9 protein-coding genes and 4 pseudogenes are annotated in these 16,367 nt (G+C 71.3%); 4 read left to right on the forward strand and 9 right to left on the reverse strand.

All coding sequences use genetic code 11. The annotated features are described in order from the left end of the window. Window positions 1-16 precede the first annotated feature (16 nt). From ACZZ0J_RS07530 to ACZZ0J_RS07545, 4 genes and pseudogenes are all read left to right on the forward strand, one after another. A complete protein-coding gene (locus ACZZ0J_RS07530; protein ID WP_463436071.1) occupies window positions 17-376 on the forward strand; it encodes a hypothetical protein in 360 nt (119 codons plus the stop codon). Window positions 377-414: 38 nt separating this feature from the next. Beyond that, window positions 415-1,890, forward strand: coding sequence for a cryptochrome/photolyase family protein (locus ACZZ0J_RS07535; protein WP_463436073.1), 1,476 nt, complete (start codon window positions 415-417; stop codon window positions 1,888-1,890). A gap of 125 nt (window positions 1,891-2,015) precedes the next feature. Continuing rightward, window positions 2,016-3,188: pseudogene (locus ACZZ0J_RS07540) on the forward strand (GNAT family N-acetyltransferase); the annotation flags it as partial. A gap of 183 nt (window positions 3,189-3,371) precedes the next feature. Beyond that, window positions 3,372-4,349, forward strand: a complete 978-nt coding sequence (locus ACZZ0J_RS07545; protein WP_463438155.1) for a squalene cyclase — start codon at window positions 3,372-3,374, stop codon at window positions 4,347-4,349. A 1-nt stretch (window position 4,350) separates the two neighbouring features. Here the strand turns inward: ACZZ0J_RS07545 and ACZZ0J_RS07550 are convergent, their stop codons facing one another. The 9 genes and pseudogenes from ACZZ0J_RS07550 to ACZZ0J_RS07590 form a co-directional block, all read right to left on the reverse strand. Beyond that, on the reverse strand, window positions 4,351-5,349 hold the full coding sequence (locus ACZZ0J_RS07550; RefSeq protein WP_205462924.1) for an ABC transporter permease: 999 nt from the start codon (window positions 5,347-5,349) through the stop codon (window positions 4,351-4,353). After that, window positions 5,346-6,281 carry an ABC transporter permease gene (locus ACZZ0J_RS07555; protein ID WP_131921535.1) on the reverse strand — a complete coding sequence of 312 codons (936 nt, stop codon included), beginning with the start codon at window positions 6,279-6,281 and terminating at the stop codon, window positions 5,346-5,348. The genes ACZZ0J_RS07550 and ACZZ0J_RS07555 overlap by 4 nt, the downstream gene beginning before the upstream one ends. Next, window positions 6,278-8,019: pseudogene (locus ACZZ0J_RS07560) on the reverse strand (dipeptide ABC transporter ATP-binding protein). The gene ACZZ0J_RS07555 and the pseudogene ACZZ0J_RS07560 overlap by 4 nt, the downstream one beginning before the upstream one ends. Then, complete coding sequence (locus ACZZ0J_RS07565; RefSeq protein WP_463436076.1) at window positions 8,016-9,683, reverse strand: ABC transporter substrate-binding protein; 1,668 nt, start codon at window positions 9,681-9,683, stop codon at window positions 8,016-8,018. Before ACZZ0J_RS07565 ends, ACZZ0J_RS07560 begins: the two are co-directional and overlap by 4 nt. A gap of 217 nt (window positions 9,684-9,900) precedes the next feature. Next, entirely contained in the window at window positions 9,901-10,812 is a 912-nt protein-coding gene (locus tag ACZZ0J_RS07570; protein WP_463436078.1) for a cation-transporting ATPase, read from the reverse strand. A gap of 112 nt (window positions 10,813-10,924) precedes the next feature. Then, window positions 10,925-12,199 (reverse strand): D-arabinono-1,4-lactone oxidase, encoded by a 1,275-nt coding sequence (locus ACZZ0J_RS07575; protein ID WP_463436080.1) that lies wholly within the window; start codon window positions 12,197-12,199, stop codon window positions 10,925-10,927. A gap of 17 nt (window positions 12,200-12,216) precedes the next feature. Next, window positions 12,217-13,786 (reverse strand): annotated as a pseudogene (gene araA / locus ACZZ0J_RS07580) (L-arabinose isomerase). Continuing rightward, on the reverse strand, window positions 13,783-14,493 hold the full coding sequence (locus ACZZ0J_RS07585; RefSeq protein ID WP_463436082.1) for an L-ribulose-5-phosphate 4-epimerase: 711 nt from the start codon (window positions 14,491-14,493) through the stop codon (window positions 13,783-13,785). The pseudogene araA and the gene ACZZ0J_RS07585 overlap by 4 nt, the downstream one beginning before the upstream one ends. Then, window positions 14,490-16,264 (reverse strand): annotated as a pseudogene (locus ACZZ0J_RS07590) (xylulokinase). The gene ACZZ0J_RS07585 and the pseudogene ACZZ0J_RS07590 overlap by 4 nt, the downstream one beginning before the upstream one ends. Between the last annotated feature and the right edge of the window lie 103 nt (window positions 16,265-16,367).

Genomic DNA, 16,367 nt, shown 5'->3' on the forward strand with positions numbered 1-16,367 from the left:
AACCTAATCTTGTCGGATGCTCTCCCGACGCGACGCCGCCGTTCGACTCGACATCCCACTCGAGATGGCGGCCCACCACGGTATCCCGACGCGACTCAGCGAGGCCGAGCTCGACGCGATCGAGCAGGATCCACCCGCGTGGCTGGTGCAGTCGCGGGCCAACCGCACGGGCAAGAAGGTCTGGATCCGCCTCGAGTGCGTCGTCTGCGCGTTCGCCGAAGAAGCGCGGCCGAAGAAGTGGTGGCCCGAGTGGGACTACCTGATGTGCGACTACCACGAGCCGTACCAGGCGCCGGAACCGACCGCGGGGCTCACCCGGCGTGAGGTCGAGGGGATCGGCAGCCGCTTCATCGCCCTCGTCGACGAACGCCCCTGACTGACAGTTCGACCCAACCCGCTGGGTACGGTCCACCCATGCCCACCGAACGTCGTCGCCTGCTCCTCCCCGGGCAGTACGGACCCCTGTTCGACGACGGTGGCCCAGCCCTCGTCGTCGAGGCACGCGAGTTCTTCACCGCTCGCCCCGTCCACCGGGCGAAGGCCCACCTCTGGTTGAGCGCCCTGCGCCACCGCGTCCACGAACTCGGGGACCGTGCCGAGCACGTCCAGGTCGACACCCTCCGCGAAGCGTTGACCGGCCGCGACGACCTCGAGGCGATCGATCCGCCGTCCCGCACCCTCCGCGCGCAGATCCGGCACTGGGGCCGCGGCACCGTGATCCTGCCGAGCCGCGGGTTCGTGACCGACGAGGACGACTTCGCGGAGTGGGCGGCGCAGGGCACGGGTCGGTTCCGCATGGAGGACCACTACGAGCGGGTCCGGCGCCGCGAGGGCTGGCTGGTGCGCGACGGCAAGCCGATCGGCGGGAAGTTCAGCCTCGACGACCAGAACCGCGAGCCGCCGCCGAAGGGCGCGACGACCCTCGGGCTGCCCGAGCCGTGGTGGCCGGACGAGGACGACATCGACGACCAGGTGCGGCACGACCTGGACCGGTGGGAGCGGGACGGCACGGCCCGGTTCGTCGGCCGCGACGACACCCGTCGGTTCGCGGTGACGGCGGACGAGGCCCAGCGCGCGCTCGACGACTTCGTCGCGGTCCGCCTCGGCGACTTCGGGCCGTTCGAGGACGCCACGTTGACGAACGACTGGACGATGGCGCACTCGCTCCTCAGCGTGCCGATGAACCTCGGGGTGCTCGATCCGCGGCAGGCGATCGACGCCGCCCTCGAAGCACACCGCACCGAGGCCGCCCCGCTCGCCAGCGTCGAGGGCTTCGTCCGCCAGGTCGCCGGCTGGCGCGACTACGTCTGGCACCTCTACTGGTGGTTCGGCGACGACTACGGCGCGTCCGAGAACGCCCTCGGCGCGCACGGACGGCTGCCCGACTGGTGGCGGGAGCTCGACGCGTCCGAGATCGACGCCGTCTGCGTGCGGACCGCGATCCAGGGCCTGCACGACCACGGCTGGCTGCACCACATCCAGCGCCTCATGGTGCTCGGCAACTGGGCACTGCAGCGGGGTTACGACCCGGTGCACCTGACCGAGTGGTTCACCGACGTGTTCGTCGACGGCACCGACTGGGTGATGCCCGCGAACATCGTCGGCATGTCCCAGCACGCCGACGGCGGGATGGTCGCCACGAAGCCGTACACGTCGGGCGGTCGCTACATCGACCGGATGTCGGACCACTGCGGGGGATGCCGGTTCGACCCGACGAAGCGGGTCGGCGACGACGCCTGCCCGTTCACCGCCGGGTACTGGGCGTTCCTCGCGCGCACCGAGCCAGCACTCCGTGACAACCACCGGATGGCCCGCCCGCTGCAGCAGATGCGGTCGCTGGCGGACCTCGACGAGGTCGTCGCGCAGGAGGCCCGTCGCACCTTGCCGTGACGTCACCCGGTCCCGATAGGGTCGTGAGCGTGAGCAACGAGGCATTCGACGACCGCTACGAGCTGCGCGAGTTCGCGCCCGGGACGGATGACGAGGGGGCACCGAACGCCGAGACCGGATCGTGGATGCAGGCCGTCGGCCTCGGATTCCACGAAGCCGATCCGGACGCCGAAGGTGCAGCGCGCATGGCGTCCCACTTCATCGCCGACGAGGAGACCTTCCTGGGCGTCTACGTCCGGAAGCCCTTCCCCGGCTCCGTCGACGAGACCTGGCCCGCCGGGACCTTCACGTGGTTCCGCAAGGCGCTGAGCTGGGGCGACGGGTCGTCCGTCGACACGCAGGCCATCTCCGCGGTCACGGTCCGGCCCACCGAGCGTCGCCGCGGCATCCTGCGCCGCATGATGACGCACGCGCTCGAGCGCGGTGTCGCCGAGGGCTACGCCGTGGCGTCCCTGACCGCGTCCGAGGGCACGATCTACCGCCGCTTCGGCTTCGGCAGCGCGATTCGCGAGCGCGCGGTGCGCGTGCGTCGCGAACGCGCACTCCCCTTCCTCGCCCCGACGTCGGGCTCGGTGTCCGTCGTCACGCCGCAGTGGCTCGCCGACGGCCCCGGCAAGGCGGTCTTCGAGCGCTTCCACACCCGCACGCCCGGCTCGATGGTCCGCAACGCGGGCACCTGGCCGGTCGTCTTCGGACTGCTCGGCAACGACGGGCAGAAGGCGAAGGACGTCCGTGCGGCGGTGCACCGTGCCGAGGGCACGGACGAGATCGACGGCTACGTCACCTGGCGCGTCAAGGAGGACCGGGGTTCCGACACCGCGCTCGAGATCGTCGACCTGGTCTACGCGGACGACCAGGCCTACACGGCGTTGTGGGAGTTCGTGCTGTCGATCGACCTGAACGACGTCGTGAAGTACAACCGCTCGCGCCTCGACGACCCGATCGTCGCGGCCCTCGGCGACAACCGTGCGTACGACGTCGACCACGAAGAGGACCACGTCTGGCTGCGCGTCCTCGACGTGGCCGCCGTGCTCGAGTCGCGGCCGTTCGCCGTCGACGGCTCGCTGACCCTCGCGGTCACCGATGCGCTCGGCCACACGACCGGTACGTACCGGCTGGACGTCCAGGAGGCCCGTGGCAGCGTCACGCGCGTCGCCGACGACGTCGACGTGGCCGGTTCCGACGTCCAGCTCGACGTGGCAGAGCTCGGTGCGCTGCTCATCGGGTCGGTCTCGCCCGTCACCCTGGCCGCCGCCGGCCTGGTCCGCGCTGCAGACCCTGCGTCGGTCGAGCTGCTGCGGGCGATGCTCCTGCCCCTCGGACCCCGCACGGCATCACCTACTTCTGATCCACCGCCCGGGCTGTTGCTCGGTGCGGAGTTGCTCACTCGGTGCGAGGTTGTTCCCGCGCACGGAGTGAACAACCTCGCACCAGCCGCCCTCGCGCCACCACGTGTGCGCCTTCGGCGTAGCCTCCGCGCCATGAGCGACGACGCGGTGGTCGAGTGGCTGCTCGACTCGGACCCGGCAGTCCGGTGGCAGGTCGAGCGCGATCTGACCGGTGCGCCGCCGTCGGTGTGGCAGCAGACCCGGGCACGGGTCGCGACCGAGGGCCTCGGGGCCGCGATGCTCGCACACCAGGACCCCGACGGGCAGTGGGCCGGCGGCGCGTACTTCCCGGCGGACTTCGACTTCGACGGTCCCGAGGCGGACGATCCCGGGCAGCCCTACACGGCGACGACCTGGTCGCTGAACGCCCTGCGCGACTGGGGTCTCGACTCCGCGGTCCTCGGGGACACGGCTGCACGGCTCGCGGCGAACAGCCGCTGGGAGTACGAGGACCTGCCCTACTGGAGCGGCGAGGTCGACTGCTGCATCAACGCCTTCACCCTGGCGAACGGCGCCTGGCTCGGTGCCGACGTCGGGAAGCTGGCGGAGTGGTTCCTCGACCACCAGCTCGACGACGGCGGCTGGAACTGCGAGTGGATCGAGGGGTCGACGGTGTCGTCGTTCCACTCCACCCTCAACGTGATCGAGGGGCTGCTGCAGCACGAGCAACTGACCAGCGGCACCCACCCCCGCGCGGCGGAACTCCGAGCGGCTCGACTCCGCGGCACCGAGTACCTGCTCGAACGGCGACTGCTGTTCCGGAAGCACGACGGCGAGCTCGTCGGGCCCTGGGCGAGCCGGTTCGCGTACCCGCTGCGGTGGATCTACTCGGCGCTGCGGGTCACCGACCACCTGCGCGTGGCCGCGCTGCAGGACGGCACCGCGCCGGACCCACGTGCCGCCGAGGCGATCGAGGTCGTCCGTGCCGCCCGCAACGAGGACGGGACGTGGACCCAGGGCACCCGGCCCCCGGGTCGGCAGTGGTTCGAGGTGGACGTCCCCGAAGGCGAGCCGTCGAAGTGGCTCACGCTGTACGGCACCCGTGTGCTGCGCTGGTGGGACGCGCCCTGAGCTACGCCCGGCGCCGCACCCGCGGGTCGACGAACGCGTAGACCACGTCCACGATCACGTTCGCCGTGACGATCAGCAGTGCCGAGAACAACGTGAAGCCGACGACGACCTGCAGGTCGAGGGTGTGCACGGCATCGATGAGCAGCGCGCCGAGGCCCTGCATCGAGAACACCTTCTCGGTGATGACCGCGCCGCCGAGCAGTGACCCGAGGTCGAGCCCGAACAGCGTCACCACCGGCAGGATCGCGGTGCGCAGTCCGTGCCGCACGACGACCTGGCGCTCCCGAAGCCCCTTGGCCCGAGCGGTGCGCACGAAGTCCTGCGACATCGACTCGAGCATCTCGCCACGGGTCAGACGGGCGTAGATCGCGGCGCTGATGAACGCGAGCACGCACCACGGCAGGATCAGGTGGGTGAACCAGCCGACCGGGTCGTCCGTGAACGCGACGTACCCGCTCGTCGGCAGGATGCCGAGCACGAACCCGAACAGCAGGATGCCGAGCAACCCGATCAGGTACGCCGGCGACGAGACCCCGGCGACCGCGACGGTCATCACGGCCCGGTCGACGAACGTGCCGCGACGGAGTGCCGAGACGGCTCCGCCGAACACCCCGGCGACGAGCCAGAGCACGGCGGCACCGACGGCGATCGACGCGGTGACGGGCAGGCGGGACAGGATCAGCTCGGTGACGCTCTCGTGCAGCTGGAACGAGTACCCGAAGCACGGTGCGGCGCAGGTGATCACGGACGCGCCGCTGCCGAACGTCCGACCGGTGAAGATCCCCGCCAGGTAGGCGCCGAACTGTGCGATCCACGGCTTGTCGGTGCCCAGGAACGCCTGCACCTCGCGCAGCCGGTCCGGCGTGCAGGGCTTGTCGCAGATCGCACGCGCAGGGTTCGTCGGCAGCAGCATGAACAGTGCGTAGGTGATCGCGGCGACGACGAGCAGCACGACGGCTGCACCGAGGACGCGGATCGCGATGAAGCGGAACGTGCTCATCGGCGTGCTCCTCTCGGATCGAGGGCGTCACGCAGGGCATCGCCGAGCACGTTGAACGCGAGGGTGATGAGGAACAGGGCCACTCCGGGGAACACGAGGTACATGGGGTCGGTCTGCACCCAGCCGACGGCGTCGCCGATGCTGCGGCCCCACGACGGCGTCGGCGGGGTCACGCCGACCGCCAGGAACGACAGCGCGGCCTCGGCTCCGATCATCGACGGGATCGAGATCGTCGCGTAGACGGTGATCGTCGCCGCCAGGTTCGGCAGCAGCTGGGTGCGGATGACGTGCCACCGGCCGGCGCCCATGGCGGTGGAGGCGACGACGTAGTTCCGGCTGACGAGCGACAGTGTCTGGCCGCGGACCACGCGGGCGACGGACGGCCAGCCGAAGAACCCGATGACGAGCACGACCAGGACGGGCTTCGGGAACGACGTCGGCACGATCGCGGTCAGGGCGATCATGAAGACGAGCGACGGGAAGCCGAAGATCACGTCGACCACGCGGGAGAGCACGCGGTCGTACCAGCCGCCGAAGAAGCCGGTGGTGACGCCGACGAGCACCCCGATGACGATCGACAGGAAGGTCGCGGCGAGCCCGATGCCGAGCGACGTCCGGGCACCGTACGTCACGATCGCGAACAGGTCGCGACCGGTCAGCGGCTCGACGCCGAACCAGTGCTCGCCGCTGATCCCCCCGCCGAAGCCCTTCGGTGCACCGAACGAGTTGAGCGCGTCGATGTCGTACCCGTACGGGTCCTGCCCGGTGACGGCACTGATGAGCGGCGCCGCGACGGCGACCACGAGGAACACCACGATGACGACGGCCGAGGTCACGGCCCAGCGGTCCTGCCGGATGCGGCGCACCACGGCGCGGAAGCCGGTGGTGCGTCCGGACGAGGCCACGGGGCGCTCGACGACGTTGGCGGTCACGAGGACACTCCTTCCCAGGCGCGCCAGGCTTCGCGGCGGGCCGCCTGTCGCACGGGATCGGCGACGGGCGCCGCTGCGAGCAGCATGCGCGTGTAGTCCTGCTGCGGGTCGTCGAGCACGGCGTCCGTGGTCCCCCGCTCGACCACGCGACCGTCGTGCAGGACGACGACCTCGTCAGCGAGCTGCCGGACGACGGCGAGGTCGTGGCTGATGAGGAGCATGCCGAACCCGAACTCGTCCTGCAGCTGTGCGAGCAGGTCGAGCACGGCTGCCTGCACGGTCACGTCGAGCGCCGAGGTGGGCTCGTCGGCGATGACGAGCGCCGGACGGAGCGCCAGCGCCCGCGCGACGGCAACGCGCTGGCGCTGCCCGCCGGAGAGCTGGTGCGGGAACCGCTCGGCCCACGACGGGTCGAGCTGCACGGCGGTCAGCAGTTCACGGACGCGTTCCGCACGGTCGGCCGCCGAGGCGGTCCCGTGCACGAGCAACGGCTCGGCGATGCTCCAGCCGATGGTCTGCCGCGGGTTGAGCGACGATGCCGGGTCCTGGAACACGATGCCGACGCGGCTGCGGAGTTCGCGAAGCCGTCGGCCCCTGGCGGTCCGCAGGTCGCTGCCGTCGACCTCGACCGAGCCCTCGACGACGGGCACCAGGCCCGCCAGCGCTCGTCCGATGGTCGACTTGCCGGACCCGGACTCCCCGACCAGCCCGACGGTCTCGCCGGCCCGCAGGTCCAGGTCGATGCCCGCCACGGTCGGTCCGCCGCGGCGCGCGTACCGCACGGCGACGTCGCGCAGCTGCGCGACCAGCGGACGGGAGGCGCGGCTCGCCTGCGCGAGACTCGTTTCGGTCAGTCCGAGACTCGCGTTCGACGACACGGCGTGCGTCCCGGGGCCGCGTCCTGTCGTCCAGGCCGAGTCTCGGGGTCCGCAGCCGGCGTGGCGGACGCGGGACGGGCCTCCAGGCTGGGGACGGCGGCGAGGAGCTCGCGCGTGTAGTCGGCGGACGGGTGCGCGAAGACCTCGGCGACCGTCCCGTGCTCGACGGGGTCGCCGCGGCGCATCACCAGGAGTTCGTCCGCGACGTCCGCCACCACACCCATGTCGTGCGTGATGAGCAGGACGGCCAGGGAGCGCTCGCGACCGAGCCGGCGCAGCAGGTCGAGGATGCCGGCCTGCACCGTGACGTCCAGGGCGGTCGTCGGCTCGTCGGCGATGAGCGCAACCGGGTCGCCGGCCAGGGCCATCGCGATCATGGCGCGCTGCAACTGCCCGCCGGACAGTTCGTGCGGGTACGCCTTGCGGATCCGCTCGGGCTCGGTGAGGCCTGCGGCACGCAGCAGCTCGTCGACGCGCGCGGAGACCGCTGCACGATCCAGGTCCGTCGGGTGCGCCCGGATCGCCTCGGCGACCTGCGTGCCGATGGTCAGCACCGGCGTGAACGAGTTCATCGGTTCCTGGAACACGACGCCGATCCCGGCACCGCGAACGGCACGGAGCGTGTCGTCGGAGGCGCCGACGAGCTCCTCGCCGCGGAACCGGACGCTGCCGGAGACCCGCGCCTCGGGCGGCAGCAAGCCGAGCACGCTCATGGCGCTGACGGACTTGCCGGAGCCGGACTCCCCCACGAGGGCGAGCACACGACCGGGGGTCAGGGTGAAGGAGACGTCACGGACGACGGGCTCCGCGTCGCCGAACGCGACGCGGAGCCCCTCGACCTCGAGCAGCGGCGAACTCACTTCGCGAGCGAGACCTTGAGGTAGTTCGGGTACGCCGGGAAGTCCGCGATCTGGAAGTTCTGCACGTTCGAACCGGCCAGGAACGACTGCTTCGCGTAGGTCAGCGGGACGATCGGCGCGTCGGCCATGATCTTCTTGTCCGCTTCGACCCACAGCTTCTGAGCGTCCTGCTGGTCGACGGTGGCGCTGGCCTTCTTGATCAGGGCGTCCACGTCGGGGTTGCTGTACTTCGAGACGTTGTAGCCGCCGCCACCGATCTGCGACGAGTCGTAGAGCGGCTGGATGTTGGCGTTCGCGCTCGGGAAGTCCGGCTGCCAGCTGAACAGCGCCAGGTCGAAGTCGGTGCCGTCGGTCGTCGCGGTGTAGAACGAGTCCGCGTCCAGCGGCTTCAGCGTGACGGTGATGCCGGCGCGCTTGAGGCCGGACTGCAGCGCCTGCGCCTGGGCGAGGTAGGTCGGGTCGTTCTGGGTCGCCAGGGTCAGCTTGAGGTCGGACACGCCCGCGTCCTTGAGGAGCTGCTTCGCCTTCGCGACGTCACCGTTCGCGCCGGGCTTGTACAGGTCGTAGTCCTCGCGGCCCGCGATGCCCGGGGTGATCAGGGTCGTGGCGTACGAACCGGCCAGCGCGCCGCCCGCAGCGATCCGGTAGGACTTCTTGTCGACGGCGTACTGCAGAGCCTGACGGACCTTGAGGTCCTTCAGCGAGCCCTTCTGCGTGTTGATCGCCATGTAGTTGATCGGGCCGGCCTTCGACGTGGCGAGGCGGTCCTGGGCGGCGGGGTTGCTCCGCACCTGGTTCAGCTCGGCTGCGCCCAGGTAGCTCGCACCGAAGGAGTCCTTCGCGTCACCGTTGTCGGCGATCAGCGTCTGCGTGACGGTCGACGGGTCCTGGCTCTCCTTGAAGACCACCTTCGACGGGCCGGCGGTGCGGACGTCGTCGGTCTTCGCGCTCCATTCCTCGTTGCGGACGAGGGTGACCTGCGTGCCCTGCGTGTTCGACTGCACCTTGTACGGACCGGACGCGACCGGCTTCAGGTCGTAGGCGCCGGTGTCCGTGCCGTCGCCCTCGGGGACCGGGGTGAACGCGGGCATCGAGGCCAGCCAGGGCCAGTCACCGTAGGCGCTGTTCAACTTGAAGACGATGGTCTTGTCGTCCGGGGTCTCGATGCTGTCGAGGGTCTTGCCGTCGAACGGACCCTTGTAGCTGTCGCCGCCGACCAGGAGCGACTTGTGGTAGCTGAGGCCGCCGGTCAGCGTGGGGGCGAACGAGCGCTCGATGCCCCACTTGATGTCCTTCGTGGTGATCGGGGTGCCGTCCTGGAACTTCAGCCCGTCCTTCAGCGTGTACGTCCACGTCTTGCCGCCGTCGCTGGACTTCCCGGTGTCCGTCGCGAGGTCCGGCACGACCTTCGCGGTCTTGCCGGGCTCCACGTCCCACGTGGTCAGGCGCCGCGCGACGAGAGCGAGCGACGTGATGCCCAGGCTCTGGCTCGTCGCCGGGTCGAGGTGGAACGCCGTCTGCGGCAGCAGGATGTTGAGCGTGCCGCCCTTGGCCGTGCCGTTCGCCGCGTCGTCCGAGGAGCTGCCGCCCGAGCAGCCGGTCAGGACCAGGGCTGCTGCTGCGGCGACGGCCGCGGTGATCATCAGGCGGTTCGGGCGTCTCATGACGGTGGTGCTCCTCGTGGCAAGGGTGGTGGCGACCGTGCTGCAGCCGCTGTGGTTGCACGGACCGGGTCGCCGGGCGGCGTCCATCCTGACACCGCGGCGGTCGCCCGTCCGAATCCCGCGTGCGACAGACGTCGCACGACGAAACAATCCAAGTGCCGTGTGACGTCCGTCTATTCCCGATGGATCTGCACCGAGTCCACCCGAGGGGCGTGGGTCAGCGGTCGAACAGGCCCCCGAGGAAGTCGTTGCCGAGGTTCGATGCCTGCTCGCCGAGGCCCGACGCCTGCTCGCCGAGGCCGCCGAGGAGCTGCTCACCCTCGCCCGCGATCCCCTCGAAGCCGCCGCCGAGGTCGGCTCCGAGGTCGGCCAGTCCGAGGTCGCCGATGCCCGAGGCGATGCCGTCGAAGTCGACGCCGAGGTTCGCGGCCTCTGCCAGCACGGGCCCGGCGGCGGCGCTCAGCACCGCTCCCCCGGCGACCGCGACACCGATGCCGCCGAGCGCCATCGCACCGGCGCCGACCGCAGCACCCCCGGCGAAGGCACCACCACGCCCGCGGCCGTTGCCGTTGCCGTTGCTCGAGCCGCCGAGGACGCGGCGGATCAGGCCCGGACGGCGGACCTCGCCGCGGGTCATCGCGCGCGCCATGCCGCCGGCCGAGTCGTCGCGCAGGTGTTCGTGCGGCGGGAGTTCGGAGTTCAGGCGGTTGCGCACCTGCTGCCGCTGCGCCGGGGTGAGGCGGGCGAAGGCGTCGTGGTGGACCTGCTCGAGCTGGTCCGGCGACGAGGTGCGGAGCAGGTAGTCGTACTTCGCCAGGGCGACCTTGTCCGAGTCGGCCGGGCCGTGCTGCTGCGGCTGGCCGTACTGCTGCTGGCCGTACTGCTGCTGCTGGCTGTACTGCTGCTGGGGCCGCTGCTGCTGCTGGCCGTACTGCTGCTGCGGCCGCTGCTGCTGGCTCCGATCGTCGCCCGTCAGCCGGTCCGCTGCGCCGCGGACGACGTCACGCCAGTCGGTCCCGCCAGCGCGCTGCGCTCCGTTGCCGGGCGCACCGTCCCCCTGCCCACGCTTCTGGAGCTGCTTGTCGATGACCTTCGAGGCCATGCCGAGGATGCGGTTGAAGTTCGCCATCCCCCGACCTTTGTGGATGCACATGTGCGCTCCCAGCGACGAACCGGCGGGTCGCCCGCACATCCGGCGGGAAACCGCTGTGAACGGCGCACGAAGCGAGCGCCACGCCCCGTCAGGACAGGACGCGCGCCAGGTACGCGTTGCGGAACCGGCCCGTGGGGTCGACGTCGCGGGCGACCGCAGCGAAGTCCGACAGCCGCGGGTACGCCCCGTGCAGGCGCTCGACGCTCACGCCGGACACCTTGCCCCAGTGCGGCCGTGGGTCGAAGGGCGCGAGCGCCTCCTCGATCCGCGTCACCGCGGCCGCCACGGCAGCGGCGTCCCGGCGGAACGTGAAGTGGATGCCGACCGACTGCCGACCGGACGACGGCGCGAGCCAGGCGGTGTCGGGCGCGATCGTACGGATCTCGGCGGCGATGAGGATCGGCGCGAACACCGACTCGAGCGGACGGAGGGCCTCGAGCGCGGACACTGCCGACGCTGCCGGGATCAAGTACTCGGCCTGGATCTCGGCCCCGGTCGACGGGGTGAACGAGGACCGGAAGTGCGGCAGCCGCTCGGCCCACGGCCCGGGGACGCCGCCCTGCTCGGTGACGCCGGCTGGGTCGTTCTCCCCCGGGTGCACGGGGCCGGTGGCGGGCCGCGCTCCGAGGGCGACGAGGTCCACGGTGGGCGAGGGCTCGTCCACGCGGTGCTTCACCCAGACCTGCCGGGCGCCGCGGTCGTCGAACGAGGTGAACATCGACACCGAGTAGGCGTCGGACATGACCTGGTCGAAGTGGGCGGACACCGCGTCCCACGGCAGGTCGAGGTGCACCGTCGTGGCGACCTGGAACGTCGGCTCGATCGCGAGCTCCACCGTGGTGACGACGCCGAGCGCGCCGATGGCCACCCGGTGGGCGTCGAGGGCCCCGTCCGGCGAGGACGCATCGACGTGCTCGATCGCGCCGGAGGCGCGGACGACGTCGAGTCCGACCACCGCCTGCGCGAGCGACGGGTTGCGGACGCCGGAGCCGTGCGTGCCCGTGGCGACGGCCCCGGCCGTGGAGATGTGCGGCAGGGACGCGAGGTTCCCGAGTGCCCAGCCACGGGCCTCCAGACCGGCCGCGACCTGACTGTGCGTCATGCCGGCGGCAACGCGGACCACCCGACGCGACGTGTCGATGTCGAGCACCGGCGGCAGGTCCTGCAGGGACACCTGCACGGCGTCGGTGTCGGCGATGGTGTTGAACGAGTGTCGCGAGCCGAGCGCAGTGAGGCGCGGTGTGGACGCGACCAGTTCCTGCAACGAGGCCACCGACGTCGGACGCGCCAGACCGGACGCCCGGTAGGTGACGTTGCCCGCCCAGTTCGTCCGGGTGCGCTCGGTCGCGATCACGTCGCTCATCGTGGGGTCCTGACTCCTCAGAAGCCGCGGTCGAGACGGTGCCACGTCTGCTGGAGACGCAGCTCGTCGCGGAAGCCGCGGGCAGTGGTGTGCTCGTCGATGACCAGGAACTCGGTGCCGACCATGGTCGCGAGGTCCTCGACCACCTGCAGACCGACGGCCGTCGTCATCACGGTGTGGTGGGCGGCGCCGGCGGTGAGCCAGGCCTCGGCGGCGACGGGGAACGACGGACGCGGCTCCCAGACGGCTCGGCCGACGGGGAGCTTCGGCAGGGCTTCGGTCGGCGGGACGACGTCGACGACGTTCGCGGTCAGGCGGAAGCCGTCGCGGGTGTCGGAGAGCGCGACCACCACGGCCTCGCCGGAGTCGGCCGTGAAGACCAGGCGCACCGGGTCGTCCTTGCCGCCGATGCCGAGCGGGTGGATCTCCAGCGTCGGCTTCGTGGTGGTGAGCGTGGGCGAGACCTCGAGCATGTGGGCACCGAGGATCTTCTCGGCACCCGGGGTGAGGTCGTAGGTGTAGTCCTCCATCAGGCTCGCACCACCGGGCAGTCCGGCGCCGGCGACGTTCATCGCACGGACCAGGACGGCCGTCTTCCAGTCGCCCTCGGCGCCGAAGCCGTAACCGTCGGCCATCAGGCGCTGGACCGCGAGGCCGGGCAGCTGCTTGAGCGTGCCGAGGTCCTCGAAGTTGGTGGTGAAGGCGGCGGACCCGTTCTGCGCGAGCAGGGTGCGGAGGCCGATCTCGATCGCGGCGCCGTCGCGGAGCGCGCTTCTGCGGTCGCCCCCTCCTGGAGTTCCGGTACGAGGTCGTAGGACGCGTCGTAGGTGGCGAGCAGCGCGTCGATCTCGTGGTCCGACGCAGCGGACACCGCTGCGGCCAGCTCGTTCACCGCCCAGGTGTTCACCTGCACGCCGAGCTCGATCTCGGCCTCGGTCTTGTCGCCCTCGGTGACGGCGACGTAGCGCATGTTGTCGCCGAAGCGGGTGAGCTTCAGCTCGCGGACGGCTGCGGCACCGGCTGCGGCGCGGGTCCAGTTCGACACGCGCTGCTGGACGCGGGGTCCGAGACGTGGCCGACGGCGGTGGCGTGCCGGACACCGAGGCGTGCCAGGGCGTAGCCGAACTCACGGTCGCCGTGCGCGGCCTGGTTGAGGTTCATGAAGTCGAAGTCGATGTCCGCCCACGGCAGCGTGACGTTCGCCTGCGTGTGCAGGTGGAGCAGCGGCTTCGTCAGCGCCTGCAGGCCGCCGATCCACATCTTCGCGGGGCTGAAGGTGTGCATCCAGGTGGTGACGCCGATGACCTTGTCGTCGGCGCTGGCCTCGATGAGCGCGCGCCGGATGCCGTCGGCGTCCTTCAGGACCGGCTTCCAGACGAGCTTGACCGGCAGCGCGCCGGCCAGCTCGGCGTGCACGGCCTTGCTCTGCTCCTCGACCTGGCGCAGCGTCTCCTCGCCGTACAGCCCCTGGGAACCGGTGAGGAACCAGACCTCGTAGCCGTCGAGCGTGGCCTGGGGGTCGACGGTGGTGTCGTGCGTCGAGGTGTCCTGCGTCGGGGTGTCGTGCGTCGGGGTGTCCTGCGTCATCGCATGGCTCCTTCGGGGTTCTGTCCGTAGACGTTCTGGTAGCGATCGAAGAGTCGATCGATGTCTGCTTGCGCGATCGGGACCACGTCCCCGCCCTGCTTCGCGATGTGCACGGTGCGGGCGACGTCCTCGCACATCACGGCGGCCTTGACGGCGTCCTTCGCGTCCTTGCCGATGGTGAAGACGCCGTGGTTCTGCATGAGGACCGCGCGGGATCGGTGGCCGGTCAGCGTCTCGACGATGCCGTGGCCGATGGAGTCGTCACCGATGATCGCGAACGGTCCGACCGGGATCGGCCCGCCGAACTCGTCCGCCATCGCGGTGATCACGCACGGGATCTCCTCGGCACGGGCCGCCCATGCCGTCGCGTACGTCGAGTGGGTGTGCACGACACCGCCGACCTCGGGCATGTTCCGGTACACGTGGGCGTGCGCGGCGGTGTCGGAGCTCGGTCCGTGCTCGTTGCCCCAGCCGTCGGCCGGCTCGCCGTCGAGGGTGCAGACGACCTGGTTCTCGGGGGTCAGGTCGTCGCTCGAGACGCCGCTCGGCTTGATGACGAACAAGTCGCTGCCGGGCACGCGCTCGGAGACGTTGCCACCGGTCCAGATCACCAGGCCGTAGCGGACGAGTTCGCCGTGCAGGCGGGCGACGCGTTCCCGGGTGGCCGCGACGGCCCGCTGGGTGTCGGGGTCGGTTGCGCTGGTCATCTGGTCACTTCCTGCTCTGCCGGGAGGCGCGGCTCGGCTCCCGCCGTCCCCTCGCCTCGGGTCGTGGTCGCGTCGGCGCCGGGGGCGGCTGCCGCACCGGTTCCGGTCGTCTCAGGTCCGGTCGCCGCTGCGGCACCGGTTCCGGTCGTCTCGGGTCTGGTCGCCGCTGCCGCCGCGGCCTGGACGGGCAGGGCAGCGCGGTACCGGCCGAGGTACGCCTGGAAGCCCTCGACGTCGCGCGGCTCGGGCTCGGCCACGTGCACGGCGTCCCCGCCGAACACGGTGTCCGCAAGGAAGTCGGCGAGCTGCTGGTCGGTGTGCTCGAGGTAGGCGGCCAGGACGGCGATGCCCCAGGCCCCGCCCTCGCCCGCGGTCTCCTCGAGGGCGATCGGCACCCGCAGTGCCGCGGCGAGCAGTCGCTGCGGGGCACCGGGCGTGCGGAAGAGCCCCCGTGCGCGGTCATCCGGTCGACCTGCACCTGCTCGCCGTGCAGCACGTCCATGCCGATCGCCAGGGTGGCGAACGCGCCGTGCACCTCGGAGCGGACCAGGTTGCCCAGGGTGAAGCGGGCGTCGGGGGTGCGGAGCAGCAGGGGCCGGCCGTCCTCGACGTGGGTGACGGGTTCGCCGGCCAGGTAGTTGAACGAGAGCAGGCCGCCGGCGTCGGGGTCGGTGCTGTCCGCGATCGATTCGGTCAGCAGTGTCGCGTAGACGGTGTCGACGTCGAGGGGCTGCCCGGCCGCTTCGGCGAACCGTCCGAACACCTTCGCCCAGCTCGCGATCTCACTGGCGCCGTTGTTGCAGTGCACCATCGCCACGGCGTCGCCCGCCGGGGTGGTCACGACGTCGAGTTCCTCGTGCGGGGTGCTGAGCGGGTGCTCGAGGACCACCATCGCGAAGATGCTCGTGCCGACGCTGACGTTGCCGGTGCGGGGTGCGACGGCGTTCGTCGCGACCATGCCGGTGCCGGCGTCACCCTCGGGCGGGCAGAGCGGCGCGCCGGGTTCGAGCGTGCCGGTGGGGTCGAGCCACGCGGCGCCCTCGGGGGTGAGCGATCCGGCTTCCTCGCCCGCGACGAGCACCTCGGGCAGGACCGCGCGGAGGTCGGGGACGTGCTCGCCGAGCAGGGCCTGCGTCGTGGCGAGCATGTGCTCGTCCCATCCGCGGGAGCCGGGGTCGCCCGGGCCGCTGTCGACGGGGCCACCCTCGATCGGGAACACCCCGGAGGCATCCCCGACGCCGAGCACGTTCCGTCCGGTGAGTCGTCGGTGCACGTAGCCCGCGAGCGTCGTGATGCCCGCGACCTCGCCCACGTGCGGTTCCTCGTCGAGGACCGCCTGGTACAGGTGTGCGATCGACCAGCGGAGCGGCACGTTGAAGGCCAGTGCCTCGCTGAGCTGTTCGGCCGCGGGCCCGGTCGAGGTGTTCCGCCAGGTCCGGAACGGCACGAGCAGGTCGCCCGCGGCGTCGAACGCCAGGTAGCCGTGCATCATCGCGCTCACGCCGACCGCGCGGAAGGTGGTCGGACGCACGCCGAACTGCGCTTCGACGTCGGCGACGAGCGCGGCGTAGGCGGCCCGGAGACCGGTCTCGACGGCGTCGAGCGAGTAGGTCCAGCGGCCGTCGACGAACTCGTTCTCCCACTCGTGGGAGCCGGCGGCGATGGGCACGAGGTCCTCGTCCACCAGGCATGCCTTGATGCGGGTGGAGCCGAGCTCGATCCCGAGTGTCGTGCGGCCGTTCGCGACCTGCTGGGTGGGGTCGTCGCCCATGCGTTCCTCCAGAACTCCGTCGTCCTCCGTGAGCGCTCACATCCTGGCACGTGAGCGCTCACTCTCGCAACGTCCGGGCGCGCCGCCCGCTCGGCTGTGCTGC

It is taken from the genome of Curtobacterium sp. AC272, from assembly GCF_979258155.1.

Coding starts and splice junctions, on each gene's coding strand:
- ACZZ0J_RS07530 (WP_463436071.1), top strand. CDS start 17: ATGCTCTCCCGACGCGACGCCGCCGTTCGACTCGACATCCCACTCGAG.
- ACZZ0J_RS07535 (WP_463436073.1), top strand. CDS start 415: ATGCCCACCGAACGTCGTCGCCTGCTCCTCCCCGGGCAGTACGGACCC.
- ACZZ0J_RS07545 (WP_463438155.1), top strand. CDS start 3,372: ATGAGCGACGACGCGGTGGTCGAGTGGCTGCTCGACTCGGACCCGGCA.
- ACZZ0J_RS07550 (WP_205462924.1), bottom strand. CDS start 5,349: ATGAGCACGTTCCGCTTCATCGCGATCCGCGTCCTCGGTGCAGCCGTC.
- ACZZ0J_RS07565 (WP_463436076.1), bottom strand. CDS start 9,683: ATGAGACGCCCGAACCGCCTGATGATCACCGCGGCCGTCGCCGCAGCA.
- ACZZ0J_RS07570 (WP_463436078.1), bottom strand. CDS start 10,812: ATGGCGAACTTCAACCGCATCCTCGGCATGGCCTCGAAGGTCATCGAC.
- ACZZ0J_RS07575 (WP_463436080.1), bottom strand. CDS start 12,199: ATGAGCGACGTGATCGCGACCGAGCGCACCCGGACGAACTGGGCGGGC.
- ACZZ0J_RS07585 (WP_463436082.1), bottom strand. CDS start 14,493: ATGACCAGCGCAACCGACCCCGACACCCAGCGGGCCGTCGCGGCCACC.